Below are 12,685 nucleotides of genomic sequence, written 5' to 3'. Positions count from 1 at the left end.
GATAGAGCCGCGGGCTCGGTCGGAGCGTAGCGCAGCCTGGTAGCGCATCACACTGGGGGTGTGGGGGTCGCAGGTTCGAATCCTGTCGCTCCGACCAGTCATCTTTCGCTTTCAAAGTAGGATTTTTGGTGTTTCCTGTTGGGGCTCCCCCCCAACGTGCAGCAGGGAGCGCCCGATGTCCGAAACCCATAACGGAAGCCTTGACCGTCTGCTCGATGACCTGATCGAGCGTGAAGGCGGTTATGTAGATCATCCCGACGACCGCGGCGGCCCCACCAATTACGGTATCACAGCGGCCACTGCCCGCCGCTACGGCTATGACGGCGGTGTACAGGGTCTGCCGCTGGAGATGGCGCGCGAGATCTACCGCGCACGATATTGGACGGGCCCCGCCCTCGACCGGGTGGCGGACGTGGCGCCCGGCGTTGCCGCGGAACTGTTCGATACCGGCGTGAACATGGGGCCCGCGACGGCGATCCGCATGTTGCAGCGCGCTCTCAACGCCATGAACCGCAACGAGCAGGATTGGTCCGATCTCGTCATGGACGGACAGGTTGGCCCGGCGACCCTGTCGGCGCTGACTGCCTATCTCGAAAAACGCGTCCCTCGCGGTGAGATGATTTTGCTGCGCGCGTTGGATGCCCTGCAGGGGGCCCGGTACATCGAGCTTGCCGAGGCACGACCGGCGAACGAGAGTTTCGTCTACGGGTGGCTCTCGAAGCGGCTCGGTAACGGGGAAGGGGACGTGCTGTGAACCTGCTCGCCACAGTCATCGGTCCTATCTCGAATCTTCTCGACAAGGTTATTCCCGACCCGGAAGCGCGTCAGAAGGCGAAGCTCGAGCTCCTCCGTCTGGAGGGCAGCCAGGAACTCGCTACGCTGAAGACGCAGCTCTCTGCCATCGTGACGGAGGCGCAGTCGAGCGACCCTTGGACGTCGCGCGCCCGGCCGAGTTTCCTCTATGTCATGTATGCGCTTATTCTCTGGTCACTGCCTATGGGCGTGCTCAGCGCCTTCAACCCTGCGGCGGCAACGGCGATTGCAAGCGGCATGTCGGCCTACCTCTCAGGCATTCCGGAACCTCTCTACGTGCTCTTCGGCACGGGCTATCTCGGGTACACGGCAGCGCGTAGCTGGGGTAAAGCGAGGGGAACCGACCGCTAGAAGGACAGCCCGACCCTTATGAAGTTCGCATTCGCAGGCCTTGCGGCTCTCGCCGCTATAATCGTCTCCCCGGTACAGGCTCAGACACTGATCGTCGGTAACAAGGCAGAAGATACGGTCAGCCTCATCGACATTGAGACCGGGCGAGAGATGCGCCGCCTCGAAACAGGCGACATGCCTCATGAGGTGGCGGTCTCGCCGGACGGCCGCAGCGCCTTCGTCGTCAACTATGGTGGCACCACGATCGATTTGTTCAGCGTACCGCGCGGAGAAAAGATTGGGACGTGCGACCTGGCGCCGAATGCACGGCCGCATGGAATTGTCTGGACGAAGTCTGGCGGTATTCTCGTGACGACGGAAGGGTCGGAAACGCTGACCTTGGTCACACCGGATTGCAGCCGTGCGTCGGCTATTCCGACGAGCCAGGAAACCAGCCACATGGTCGTCGTCGATGAGCAGCGCGGCCGCGCCTATGTCAGCAATCTCGGCAGCCGGACGGTAACGGCCATCGACCTCGCCAAGGGTACGAAGATCGAGGACTATTCCGCGGCGGAGGAGCCCGAGGGGCTCGATCTTGCCCTGGGCGGTGCGGAGCTATGGGTTGCCAATCGCGGAACTGCCGACGTTTTGGTTCTCGATGCCTTGACCGGTGAACGGCTGGACCGAATCGACGTGGGTAATGTCCCCATTCGCCTGAGAGTATCGCCGGACGGGAACTGGGCCGCCACGAGCAACCTGGGTGACGGAACCATTTCAATCATCGACGTCGAAGCGCGTGAGGTCGTGCGTACGATCGAGGTATCGGGGGAAGAGGCCGCGCAGCAGGTTACCCTCGTCTGGTCACCCGACGGCTCTCGGCTCTACGCGGCGGAAACCGCCCGGTCGCAGATTGCCGAGGTGGATTTCGAAAGCGGCGAAGTGCTTCGCCGAATCGAGGCGGGGGAGGGCAGCGACGGACTTGGTATTTCGCCGGTCCGCATGCTGCCCGAGCCTCAGTAGACACGCGCGTCAGTCGATTGCGTCCTTGACCTTCTTGCCGGTGAACAGCGCCAGGACGAGGAACAGCACGAAGAGCGCCAGGGCAATGAAGAACAGGATCTTAGCGATGCCGACAAAGGCGCCGCCAATGCCGCCGAAGCCGAGCAGGCCGAGAACGAGGCCGGCGACGAGAAACAGAAGGGCGAGCTTTAACATGAGGGTATCCGATCTCCGCTAGGGGTGCCGGGACAGCGTCTCAGTCAGTCGCTTGTTCCTCTGCGGTATCGGCGCCCTCCACCGATCGAGCGGCCGAAGGCATCGGGGTTATCGCAAGTGCAGAGCGCACAGGGCCGCTTCGGCATGAGCGCGGAGGCGCTAATTCGCGCTGGCAGCCCCGGCATCTCCGACAATCTCCGCATGCAGCTGCGCGAGCTGGGCATATTCAAGCGGGCTGCGGCGGTTCTTTTCCCTTCGCTCGTCCGAGAGTTTGCTCATGAAGGCGGCGGGGCGTCCGCCCCAGACCTCTCCCTCCGGAATGATCTTCCCAGGCGTCAGCATGCCGCCAGCGGCCAGCATGGCATCGGTCTCGATGACCGCCTCGTCCATGACGATCGAGCCTAGGCCGACGAAGCTGTGATCCTTCAGAATACAGCCGTGGACCATCGCCATATGGCCGATGACGCAGTTTTCTCCGATGATGGTTCCTTCGTTCCGCCGAGTGATGTGGACCACCGTTCCGTCCTGAATGTTCGATCCGGCGCCCACACGAATGCCGGGGCCTTCCGCTCTCAGGACGCAATTGTACCAGATACTGGCGCCCGGCCCGATCTCGACGTCGCCGATGATCCGCGCTCCCGGCGCGATGAAAGCATCTTCCGCGATTCGCGGGGACTTTCCGCCAAAGGGAAGGATCGTGGGTTCGGTGGACATGGGCTCAGGCTCCTTCGGGCCGGTCGATGGCAAATGTGACGTGCCGCTTCAGAACGCTGTCGTCCGGTACGTTCGGATGGTCGAAGTCGAGCTCCTGCCGATGGCTCATGCCGATGCGGCGCATGACCGCCTGGGATGGCAGGTTGGTGGTTGTCGTGATGGATACCACGCGAGGCTCGTCATATCGCAGCCAGAACCAGCGAAGCCAGGCGGTAGCGGCTTCGCTCGCATAGCCCTTGCCCCAGGCGCGCCGGGCCAGCCGCCAGCCGATCTCCGGTTCTCCCCGTACGGGAGACTCGAACGCGTGCCGGCTGAGGCCGACGAAGCCCAGAAACGCTCCGCTCGTCTTTTCTTCGATTGGCGAGAAGGTGAAGCCGAAGCGCTGCTGCCTGCCGATAAGATCATCGACTAGTGCGTCGCTCTCCTCCGGCGGCAATGGGGCGGGGAAATGGCGCATCACCTCGGTGTCGCTGTTCAGTGCGGCAAATGGCTCCCGGTCGCTGCTCCGCCACGGCCTGACAATCAGCCGCTCGGTCTCGAAGATCCTGTCGTCTGTCACGGGAACAGCGGCGCCTGCTCAAGCCCGGCGGTTTCGGAAAGGCCGAACATGACGTTCAAATTCTGGATTGCTTGCCCCGCCGAGCCCTTCACCAGATTGTCGATCGCCGCCACGATGATTGCTCGGCCGGGCACGCGGTCGGGAAAGACATTCAGTACGCAGTGGTTTGAGCCGCGCACCATCCGGGTTGCGGGCGCGCGGCCCTCCGGCAGCAAATGCACAAAGGGTTCGTCTTCGTAGCGCGCGCCGATGCAGCGGCGCAGATCGGCTGTCGACGACCCTTCCGCCAACTCGACCGTGATGGTCTCCAGTTCGCCCCGGTTCATCGGCAGGAGGTGGGGTATGAAGCTGACGGTGACGTCAGTGTTCGCGGCATTCGACAGTTCCTGTTCGATCTCGGGCATGTGACGATGCCCTGCAAGGCCATAGGGATGCGCAGCTTCGCTCACCTCGGCGAACAGGTTCGCTTCCTTGGCGCCGCGACCGGCTCCGGTCACGCCAGACATCGCCATGATCGAGATATTTCGAGGGCTGACGATGCCGTCCCCGATCCCGGGCAACAGGGCGAGCAGTGCGGCCGTCGGATAGCAGCCGGGACAAGCGGCGAGCTCGGCATCCGGCAGGCGGTGTCGCGCGAATTCGGTCAGGCCGTAAACGGCATCCGGCAGGTCATCCGGCACGGGGTGGGCGCGCCCATACCAGTCGGCATAGGTCTGCGCATCGCGCAGGCGGTAATCTGCCGAAAGATCGATGATGCGAGGACCCTTGATCTGGGCAAGAAGGTCGGCGCTGGTGCCGTGGGGCAGACAGCTGATCACCGCGTCGATATCACCGAAATCGATATCGGCCGCCGCCTGCAGCATCGGCAGTTTGTAAGGCGTAAAATGAGGCCAGATGTCGGGCATAGCCGAGCCGGCCTTTGCATTCGCCCCGAGCGCGGCGATTTCGAGCTGCGGGTGGCCCAGCGCCAGGCGGACGGCGTCGGCACCGGTATAGCCGGAAGCCCCGAGGACGGCGATACGGATCTGATTGGTCAACTTTACCTCTTGCTCGGCATGATCTTCGGCCTGCCTGCCGCGACTATGGAGCAATCGGCAAGGCTAGGAATGATTTCGGCTCTTCCTGTAGCCTAGCCCGACCGCAGCTTCGACCACTATCGCGCGACGCCACCACAAAGCTTGCGAGGCTAGCCGGTCAGTTCGGTGAGGGCGTCGACGCTGAGGATTTGCGGCATGATCCGCTCGTTACCTTCGCTATCGATGAACAGGTAGAGCGGTACGCCTGCCCGGCCGCGAGCGGTGAGAAACTCGGTGATCACCGGGTCGGGCCTCGTCCAATCGCCGACGAGTGTCTCTATTCCGGCGGTCTCGAAATGCGCGGCTACCGTTTCGCTGGACAGGGCGCCGCGCTCATTCACCTTGCAGGTGATGCACCAATCGGCTGTGAAATAGAGAAAAACAGGCGTGCCGCGCTCTTTCAGCTCAGCCAAGCGGTCCGGCGAAAATGCCGCGGCCTGCAAAATATCCGACGCCTCGGACCCTGCGCGTGCGGGCGCATTTTCACTGGGAATGGTCAGGACGAAGATGAGCGAGGCCAGCGCCGTAGCCAGCGGAAGGGCGCGGTTGCGCGCCGATCCGAGCCACCAGAGTCCAAGGCCCAGGACCAGCGTTCCACCCAGGCCGGTCACCAGTCCGTCTACTCCAGCTTGTCGGCCAAGGATCCAGGCGAGCCCGAGAGCGGTGGCGAACATCGGAACCGAGAGCAGCCGTCTGAGGGTCGCCATCCACGCTCCTGGTTTCGGCAGACGGCGGCGGAGTGCCGGTACGAATCCGATGAGGAGGAAGGGAAGGGCCATCCCAACGCCGAGCCCCAAAAAGACCAGAATGGCGGCAGAACTGTCGAGAATGAGCGCGGCGCCGAGGGCAGCGCCCATGAAGGGCCCCGTACAGGGCGTCGCGATGACTGCAGCCAGCACCCCTGTCATAAATGCGCCAGTACGGCCGTCGCGGGCGAAAAGCCCAGTTCCTCCGACAGTCACGCCCGGCAATTCGAACAGGCCCGCCAGATTGAGTGCGATTCCGGTGACGAGCAACATCAGGATGAAAACGACGCGCGGATCCTGGAGTTGGAATGCCCAGCCGACGCTCGCCCCACCGGCTCGCAGGAGAAGGAGAGCGGCGCCAAGGCTGAGAACCGCCAACAATATGCCTGCCGTGTAGAAGAGAGCTTCCGATCTCGCTGCCCCTTCTGACCGGCCACCTTTTGCGAGGCTGAGCGCCTTCAGGCTTAGGATAGGAAAGACGCAAGGCATGATGTTGAGGATCAGACCGCCAAGAACCGCAGCGAAAAAGGCGGCGAGGAGCGGCGGTGAAGATGCCTTGCCCTCGCCTTGGTCCGCTTCGGATTCGACAGGCCCCTGGCCCATCGGGAGGGGGATGCCCGCAGGCTGGACCGAACCTGGACTGGCCGAGACCTGCAGTCCCATGATGCCGCCATCTTTCAGGAAGAGCTTCAACACTCCGGGCACGGCCGATGTAGGGGGTTCGAAGCCTGCCGAGGTCTCTAGAACGAGCTTGTTTCCGCTACGCGAGGCCCGCTGAGCCGCGTTGTAGTCGACCGCTCCATCTATCGCGGGAAAGAAGTAGGCGCTCTTGACGGCGGCAATGTCGGGGACGGTAAAGCCGAAACGGATGATGTCGCCGGGCCGCTCGACGGCGCCGTCAGCTTCGAAGCGGAGGGGCAGGTCGGCTTGCCAACTGGCAATCCTCTGCGCGCCGACCTGAAGGTCGGCCATTCTCGCCGACAGCTCTGCGCGTTCCGGAACGCAAAGGCGGTCATCGCAGACCAGATAGTCGAACTGCAGCGAAAGCTCGTCGCGCTCGCTGGAAAGTCCGGACAGCTCCGTCAGAAGCGCACGCTCTCCCACGAAGACATAGTTCATGATCCCGGAGACGGTGAACCGGTCGGGCACCGGATACCTCAGATCACCGGCGCTGGCGCCTGACGGCAGCGTCCACGAGGCCCGGCTCTCCACTCCCGCGGCTCCCGGGTTCTTCCAATAGGTATGCCACCCTGGCCGGGGCGTCATGACAATGGCGGCTGTGCGCGTTTCGCCAATGCGCGGTCCGACTTCGAGCGCAATGGTCATGCGCTCGTTTTCGACGCGGCTCTGGGCCTGCGCCCCTGAAGGGATCAGGAAACAAAGAAGCGCCAGAAAGAGGATGGGCCGGCTCATGACCCGCCATATCGCGCCCGCAGGCGCATTAGAAAAGGGGGGCGGCACCGGAGTAGGACGCCTAGGTCAGGTCCGGGGTGGGCAAAACGACAACGGCCGGCGATCCGAAGGGGACCACCGGCCGAAATCGGATCGGCAAATCTCGAAGGTCTTAGCGCTTCGAGAACTGGAAGCTGCGGCGTGCCTTGGCCCGACCGTACTTCTTACGCTCGACGACGCGGCTGTCGCGAGTGAGGAAGCCGGCCTGCTTGATGATCGTGCGCAGTTCCGGTTCCATTCGCGTCAGCGCCTGCGAGATGCCATGCTTGACCGCGCCGGCCTGACCCGACAGGCCGCCGCCCGAAACGGTGGCGACGATGTCGTACTGACCCTTGCGCTGGGCAACCTCGAACGGCTGGTTGATGATCAGGCGCAGCGTCGGACGGGCGAAATACTTGCCCTGGTCCTTGCCGTTCACCGTGATCTTGCCCGACCCCGGCTTCAGCCAGACCCGCGCAACCGCGTCCTTCCGGCGGCCGGTGGCGTAGGAACGACCGTACTGATCGACTTCCTTCTCGCGCAGCGACGCGGCGTTCACCGCATTGGGATCGAACTCTTCGGCGGCCTCGGTATCCGTCGCAGCGGCGCCCGCCTGAGCTTCCTGCGGAGCGGCGGCCTGCTTGCTGGAGGCCTCCTGCTGCAGTTCCTTCAGGTCTTCGAGACCTTTTTTCTCTTCGGCCATGTTTACCTCGCCACCTTGTTCTTGCGGTTCATGCCCGCGACATCGAGCGTTTCCGGGTTCTGCGCTTCATGCGGATGCTCGGCGCCGGCAAAGACGCGCAGGTTCTTCATCTGCTGACGGCCAAGCGGACCCTTGGGGATCATACGCTCCACGGCCTTGGTCAGGACGCGCTCTGGGAACTTGCCCTCCAGCACCTTGGCAGGCGTCGTGGACTTGATCCCGCCGGGATATCCGGTGTGGCGGTAGTAGACCTTGTCGGTCATCTTCTTGCCCGTGAAACGAACCTTGTCCGCATTGATGACAATGACATTGTCACCGCAGTCGAGGTGCGGCGTGTAGCCGGCCTTGTGCTTGCCACGCAGGCGGTTGGCGATCACCGAGGCCAGGCGACCGACCACGAGCCCCTCGGCATCGATCAGCACCCATTTCTTCTCGATCTCACTCGCCTTCAGCGACGTGGTCGTCTTGGTGTACATAATTCAGGTCCATCGGAAGTGTCTGAAAACAAAAGGCGGGCCGGCCAGCCAGACGCTGGGCCACCCGCTTTGTTGCGCGGCATATGCGCTTGCCGCCAAAATTCGTCAAGGCTTTTGGGGGTTTGGGCGTGTGGTAAAATATTACCCTATGCGCTCTCGCCGTTATAGGCGTGCGCCTGCAAGTGCCCCAGTGCGAGTACCTCCAGAGCACGCTCGTGCGTGGCCTCCAGAACGACCAGCGGAGCGGCGCCGCCGACCCGCGCCTCTTCCCAGCGCGCCGCGCACACGCACCAGCGATCGCCGGGCTTCAATCCGGGAAACATGAATTCCGGACGCGGCGTCGACAGGTCGTTTCCCGCGGCCTTCGAGAAGAACAGGAAGTCCTCTGTCATGACCGCGCATACCGAGTGATTTCCGGTATCGTCGGGCGTCGACGCGCAGCAGCCGTCTCGGCGCCAGCCCGTGACCGGATCATGGCTGCAGTCCGCGAGTTTCGTGCCGAGTATATTGCGCGCGTCGCTCATGCCGGCTGCCCCTGCGACTGGCGGATCGCCTCAGCATTCTCGCTCTTCGCTGCCGGTTCGCCGATCCGGTGGATGCAGGCCGCGGTGCACCAGACGATCAGAGCGGCGACGCCCTGATGGGCTGCGGCGATCCAGATCTCCACGCCGGAAATCAGCGTCGCGATTCCTAAAACCACCTGCAGCGTAACAAGAAGGTGAAGCGCGATCGGCGTTCGCCTCGATCCCAGCTTCATCGCCTTCACCCCCAGAGCGATCAGCATTGCGAAGGCGACGAAGGCCCACCAGCGGTGGAAGAACTGAACGATAGTCGGGTTGTCGACGAAGTTGCGCCACACCGGTTCGAGCCAGCCAACATAGGCAGGCAACAATCCGCCGCCCATGGCCGGCCATTCCGCATAGGCATAGCCAGCGTCCAGGCCCGCCACGAAGGCACCATAGACGAGCTGGACGAAAAGCACTGCCGCCGCTGCCCAGCCGAAGCCCGATATCCGTGCCGGTCCTCTCAGCATATCCGCCGCGGTCCAGACGAGCAGCGCGATGATCAGGAGCGCTAGGTTGAGGTGTACGGCCAGCCTCACATGGCTGACGGCCGGTTCCTGGGCGAGGCCCGACGTCACCATCCACCAGCCGATCACGCCCTGCAGGGCGCCGAGGCCAAGCAGGGCAACGAGGCGAGGCTTGTATCCGCGAGGGATCGCACCCTTCGCCCAGAACCAGATCAACGGCAACGCGAAGGCAACCCCGATCAGTCGCCCGATCAGACGGTGCAGCCACTCCCAGAAATAGATGTTCTTATATTCGGAGAGGCTCATGCCGCGGTTGATCTGCTGATATTCGGGCGAGGTCTGATACGCGGCGAACTCGTCGTGCCACGCCTGTTCGCTGAGGGGCGGTAAAGTGCCGCTCACGGGCTTCCATTCGACAATGGAAAGGCCGCTTTCGGTCAGCCTGGTGATGCCGCCAACCACGACCATCAGAACGATCAGGGCCGCCACGGCCGACAGCCATCCGGCCACGGGGGCGGGGCGGGGCGCAGATTTCGCAGGAAAGCTCATGGGCCGCGGAATACTCGTTAGCAGCGCTTCTGGCCATGCAGGCGAGATGCGAAATTTGTCGCGGCCGGGTTGCGATGCGAGTGATGTAACCTTATATCATCATCAATGCCGCGTCGCCTCTCTCCCCTTATCGATCGTATCGCGATCGGACTTAGCGGCCTTTGCCTGCTCCACTGCCTGGCAGGGGCGGTGCTGATTGCCGTGCTGTCTGTGTCGGGAACGGCTTTCTGGGGACACGACGTGCATCAGATAGGTCTCTTGGTGGCCCTGCCGCTCGCGGCCGCCGGTCTGGTTGGCGGTGCCCTCAGCCATGGCCGCTGGCAGGCCGTCGCTCTGGGCTGTTTCGGATTGGGGGCAATGACGGCCGCCCTGATGTCCGTTCACGGCGGGCGGGAAATTGCCCTGACCATCCTGGGTGTCGTTCTTGTCGCCATCGCGCATGCGCTCAACATGAAATGGGCACGCCAGGCGCGCTGACCAGCATCTTCTGATCTCCGAATTCGCGCTCCGACTTGCGCGCGTCGGACGCGGGGGCGATATTCCCGTCATGGTCAAACATCGCGAATATGAAGGTGAAGCTCTCGCCGGTGCCGCCGAGCGGGCGCTTTCGGAACGCGGCGAACGCTGGACGGAGATGCGCGCTACGGTCTTTTCGGTCCTGGCGTCCATGGACGGGCCCGCCAGCGCTTACGACATCGCCGACGCGGTGTCGCAGCGTCGCGGCAAGCGCGTTGCCCCCAACAGCATCTACCGCATCCTCGACCTGTTCGTGGACAGTAACGTCGCCAAACGGGTCGAGACCGAAAACGCCTATGTGGCCAACCGGCATCCCGAATGCCGTCACGACTGCATCTTCCTGATCTGCAAGGAGTGCGGCGGGATTACGCATTTCGACGATGACGACCTGGCGGAAGATATGCGGAATCGCGCGGAACGACTGGGCTTCCAGCCCCTCGAACCTGTCATGGAGGTTCGCGGGGTCTGCAGGGCCTGTTCAGCGGCGGAAGCTGCCTGAGACCGGACAACGGCCGTCACAGCCGGTGAGACAATCGAGCCATTCGACACCGCTGCGCTTCACCGCTAAAGCCAGCGGTTCAATATAGTTTCCTGGGGATCCAATGACCGGCATGCCGGCAACGCCGCTTCTCGATACCGTCGACACCCCGTACGACCTGCGCAAGCTCGAACCGGAGACGCTGCGCCAGCTTGCCGATGAAGTGCGCGCAGAGATGATCGACGCCGTCAGCCAGACCGGCGGCCATCTCGGGGCGGGTCTGGGTGTGGTCGAGCTTACCGTCGCACTTCACTATGTGTTCAATACGCCGGACGACCGCTTGATCTGGGATGTCGGCCACCAGGCTTATCCTCACAAGATCCTGACCGGGCGGCGCGACCGAATGCGGACTATTCGGCAGGGCGGCGGGCTAAGCGGGTTCACCAAGCGGAGCGAAAGCGAATATGATCCCTTCGGCGCGGCGCACAGTTCGACGTCGATTTCGGCGGCCCTGGGCTTTGCCGTCGCAAACAAGCTGAACGGCGCGCCCGACCGGGCGATTGCGGTCATCGGAGACGGCGCCATGTCCGCCGGCATGGCCTATGAGGCCATGAACAATGCCGAGCAGGCCGGCAATCGGCTTATCGTCATCCTCAACGACAACGACATGTCCATAGCGCCGCCGGTCGGGGGGCTGAGCGCCTATCTGGCGCGGATGGTCTCCTCCAGCGAGTATCTGGGGCTTCGCAGCCTCGCCAAGAAATTCGCGTCGCGCTTCAACAAGCGCCTCTACACTGCCGCTTCCAAGGCGGAGGAATATGCCCGGGGTCTCGCGACGGGCGGGACGCTGTTCGAGGAATTGGGCTTTTACTATGTCGGGCCGATCGATGGTCACAATCTCGAGCATCTGATCCCCGTACTCGAGAATGTGAGAGATTCCGAACAGGGTCCCATTCTCGTGCATGTCGTGACGAAGAAAGGTCATGGCTATGCGCCCGCAGAGGCGAGCGCTGATAAGTATCATGGCGTTTCGAAGTTCGACGTCGTATCTGGCGAAATGGCGCCGAAGAAGCCGGGGCCTCCTAGCTACACCAGCGTGTTTGCAAAGGCTCTGATTGCCGAGGCGGAGCGAGACCAGCGAATCTGCGCGATTACGGCGGCAATGCCGGGCGGAACCGGCGTTGACAAATTCGCCGAGACCTTCCCCGACCGCGCGTTCGATGTCGGCATCGCCGAACAGCACGGTGTAACCTTCGCGGCCGGCCTCGCAGCCCAGGGCATGAAGCCCTTCGCGGCGATCTATTCCACCTTTCTCCAGCGTGCATTCGACCAGGTTGTCCACGACGTGGCGATCCAGAACCTGCCGGTTCGTTTCGCCATCGACCGGGCGGGCCTGGTGGGAGCGGACGGCCAGACTCACGCTGGCAGTTTCGACATCACCTACCTGACCACCCTGCCGAACATGGTGGTCATGGCGGCGGCCGACGAAGCCGAACTTGTGCACATGGTGCATACGGCGGCGGCCTATGACGAGGGGCCGATCGCGTTCCGCTATCCCCGCGGCAGCGGCGAGGGGCTCGAACTGCCGGCATCCCCGCAGCGTCTTGAAATCGGCAAGGGCCGCGTCGTTCGCGACGGCTCGAAAGTCGCCATCCTCTCGCTCGGTACAAGGTTGGGAGAGGCCTTGAAGGCGGCCGATGAGCTTGAGGCGAAGGGCTTGCCGACGACCGTAGCGGATCTGCGCTTTGCGAAGCCGCTCGATTCTGAACTGATTCGCAAGCTCGCCGCGACGCATGAAGTCGTGCTGACTCTCGAAGAGGGGGCAATCGGGGGGCTAGGTGCTCATGTGCTGACCCTGGCTTCGGACGAGGGCTGGACCGATGCCGGACTGAAGATTCGCACTATGCGGCTGCCCGATGTCTTTCAGGACCAGGACGCGCCCGAAAAACAATATGAGGAGGCAGGCCTCACAGCCCCTCATATCGTGTCGAAAGTGCTGGAGGCGCTACGTCACAACAGCGTGGCGGTCGAGGAAGCCCGCGCCTAGGA

At 63.2% G+C, this 12,685-nt stretch carries 15 protein-coding genes and 1 tRNA gene; 7 read left to right on the top strand and 9 right to left on the bottom strand.

What is annotated here, in order from left to right; genetic code table 11:
* Window positions 1–20: 20 nt before the first annotated feature.
* From KCN53_RS08530 to KCN53_RS08515, 4 genes are all read left to right on the top strand, one after another.
* A tRNA-Pro gene (locus KCN53_RS08530) sits at window positions 21–97 on the top strand.
* 78 nt (window positions 98–175) lie between these two features.
* Window positions 176–754 (top strand): glycoside hydrolase family 108 protein, encoded by a 579-nt coding sequence (locus KCN53_RS08525; protein ID WP_088712753.1) that lies wholly within the window; start codon window positions 176–178, stop codon window positions 752–754.
* Window positions 751–1,164, top strand: coding sequence for a holin family protein (locus KCN53_RS08520; RefSeq protein ID WP_088712754.1), 414 nt, complete (start codon window positions 751–753; stop codon window positions 1,162–1,164). The genes KCN53_RS08525 and KCN53_RS08520 overlap by 4 nt, the downstream gene beginning before the upstream one ends.
* Before the next feature lie 18 nt (window positions 1,165–1,182).
* Window positions 1,183–2,163, top strand: a complete 981-nt coding sequence (locus KCN53_RS08515) for a YncE family protein (protein WP_088712755.1) — start codon at window positions 1,183–1,185, stop codon at window positions 2,161–2,163.
* Window positions 2,164–2,172: 9 nt separating this feature from the next.
* Here the strand turns inward: KCN53_RS08515 and KCN53_RS08510 are convergent, their stop codons facing one another.
* From KCN53_RS08510 to KCN53_RS08470, 9 genes are all read right to left on the bottom strand, one after another.
* The gene (locus KCN53_RS08510) at window positions 2,173–2,358 is read right to left on the bottom strand and encodes a DUF1328 family protein (RefSeq protein WP_088712756.1); all 186 of its coding nucleotides are present in this window, start codon (window positions 2,356–2,358) and stop codon (window positions 2,173–2,175) included.
* 159 nt (window positions 2,359–2,517) lie between these two features.
* On the bottom strand, window positions 2,518–3,072 hold the full coding sequence (locus KCN53_RS08505) for a gamma carbonic anhydrase family protein (RefSeq protein ID WP_088712757.1): 555 nt from the start codon (window positions 3,070–3,072) through the stop codon (window positions 2,518–2,520).
* A 4-nt stretch (window positions 3,073–3,076) separates the two neighbouring features.
* Complete coding sequence (locus KCN53_RS08500; RefSeq protein WP_088712758.1) at window positions 3,077–3,631, bottom strand: GNAT family N-acetyltransferase; 555 nt, start codon at window positions 3,629–3,631, stop codon at window positions 3,077–3,079.
* Window positions 3,628–4,668, bottom strand: coding sequence for an N-acetyl-gamma-glutamyl-phosphate reductase (argC, locus tag KCN53_RS08495; RefSeq protein ID WP_088713463.1), 1,041 nt, complete (start codon window positions 4,666–4,668; stop codon window positions 3,628–3,630). The genes KCN53_RS08500 and argC overlap by 4 nt, the downstream gene beginning before the upstream one ends.
* Window positions 4,669–4,817: 149 nt before the next feature.
* Window positions 4,818–6,866: a protein-disulfide reductase DsbD family protein gene (locus KCN53_RS08490; RefSeq protein ID WP_088712759.1), complete on the bottom strand. Its 2,049-nt coding sequence runs from the start codon at window positions 6,864–6,866 to the stop codon at window positions 4,818–4,820.
* 151 nt (window positions 6,867–7,017) lie between these two features.
* Window positions 7,018–7,587: a 30S ribosomal protein S9 gene (gene rpsI, locus KCN53_RS08485; protein WP_088712760.1), complete on the bottom strand. Its 570-nt coding sequence runs from the start codon at window positions 7,585–7,587 to the stop codon at window positions 7,018–7,020.
* A 2-nt stretch (window positions 7,588–7,589) separates the two neighbouring features.
* Window positions 7,590–8,063: a 50S ribosomal protein L13 gene (rplM, locus tag KCN53_RS08480; protein ID WP_088712761.1), complete on the bottom strand. Its 474-nt coding sequence runs from the start codon at window positions 8,061–8,063 to the stop codon at window positions 7,590–7,592.
* A 146-nt stretch (window positions 8,064–8,209) separates the two neighbouring features.
* The gene (locus KCN53_RS08475; protein ID WP_088712762.1) at window positions 8,210–8,587 is read right to left on the bottom strand and encodes a DUF2237 family protein; all 378 of its coding nucleotides are present in this window, start codon (window positions 8,585–8,587) and stop codon (window positions 8,210–8,212) included.
* A complete protein-coding gene (locus KCN53_RS08470; RefSeq protein ID WP_088712763.1) occupies window positions 8,584–9,642 on the bottom strand; it encodes a COX15/CtaA family protein in 1,059 nt (352 codons plus the stop codon). Before KCN53_RS08470 ends, KCN53_RS08475 begins: the two co-directional genes overlap by 4 nt.
* Window positions 9,643–9,747: 105 nt before the next feature.
* On the opposite strand from KCN53_RS08470, the gene KCN53_RS08465 reads away from it, so the two are divergent.
* The 3 genes from KCN53_RS08465 (at window position 9,748) to dxs (ending at window position 12,683) form a co-directional block, all read left to right on the top strand.
* Window positions 9,748–10,119 carry a MerC domain-containing protein gene (locus tag KCN53_RS08465; RefSeq protein ID WP_088712764.1) on the top strand — a complete coding sequence of 124 codons (372 nt, stop codon included), beginning with the start codon at window positions 9,748–9,750 and terminating at the stop codon, window positions 10,117–10,119.
* Between the two features lie 70 nt (window positions 10,120–10,189).
* Window positions 10,190–10,657, top strand: a complete 468-nt coding sequence (locus tag KCN53_RS08460) for a Fur family transcriptional regulator (RefSeq protein ID WP_088712765.1) — start codon at window positions 10,190–10,192, stop codon at window positions 10,655–10,657.
* 103 nt (window positions 10,658–10,760) lie between these two features.
* Window positions 10,761–12,683, top strand: coding sequence for a 1-deoxy-D-xylulose-5-phosphate synthase (gene dxs, locus KCN53_RS08455; protein ID WP_088712766.1), 1,923 nt, complete (start codon window positions 10,761–10,763; stop codon window positions 12,681–12,683).
* The last annotated feature ends 2 nt before the right edge of the window (window positions 12,684–12,685 follow it).

Source organism: Pacificimonas aurantium (assembly GCF_020092905.1).
In the GTDB taxonomy this organism is placed as follows: domain Bacteria; phylum Pseudomonadota; class Alphaproteobacteria; order Sphingomonadales; family Sphingomonadaceae; genus Pacificimonas; species Pacificimonas aurantium.
Note: the sequence above shows the minus strand (reverse complement) of the source record. Positions and strands in the feature narration are given on the sequence as shown.

Coding starts and splice junctions, on each gene's coding strand:
- KCN53_RS08470 (WP_088712763.1), bottom strand. CDS start 9,642: ATGAGCTTTCCTGCGAAATCTGCGCCCCGCCCCGCCCCCGTGGCCGGA.
- KCN53_RS08505 (WP_088712757.1), bottom strand. CDS start 3,072: ATGTCCACCGAACCCACGATCCTTCCCTTTGGCGGAAAGTCCCCGCGA.
- KCN53_RS08525 (WP_088712753.1), top strand. CDS start 176: ATGTCCGAAACCCATAACGGAAGCCTTGACCGTCTGCTCGATGACCTG.
- rpsI (WP_088712760.1), bottom strand. CDS start 7,587: ATGGCCGAAGAGAAAAAAGGTCTCGAAGACCTGAAGGAACTGCAGCAG.
- KCN53_RS08460 (WP_088712765.1), top strand. CDS start 10,190: ATGGTCAAACATCGCGAATATGAAGGTGAAGCTCTCGCCGGTGCCGCC.
- KCN53_RS08510 (WP_088712756.1), bottom strand. CDS start 2,358: ATGTTAAAGCTCGCCCTTCTGTTTCTCGTCGCCGGCCTCGTTCTCGGC.
- rplM (WP_088712761.1), bottom strand. CDS start 8,063: ATGTACACCAAGACGACCACGTCGCTGAAGGCGAGTGAGATCGAGAAG.
- KCN53_RS08490 (WP_088712759.1), bottom strand. CDS start 6,866: ATGAGCCGGCCCATCCTCTTTCTGGCGCTTCTTTGTTTCCTGATCCCT.
- KCN53_RS08475 (WP_088712762.1), bottom strand. CDS start 8,587: ATGAGCGACGCGCGCAATATACTCGGCACGAAACTCGCGGACTGCAGC.
- KCN53_RS08465 (WP_088712764.1), top strand. CDS start 9,748: ATGCCGCGTCGCCTCTCTCCCCTTATCGATCGTATCGCGATCGGACTT.
- KCN53_RS08515 (WP_088712755.1), top strand. CDS start 1,183: ATGAAGTTCGCATTCGCAGGCCTTGCGGCTCTCGCCGCTATAATCGTC.
- dxs (WP_088712766.1), top strand. CDS start 10,761: ATGACCGGCATGCCGGCAACGCCGCTTCTCGATACCGTCGACACCCCG.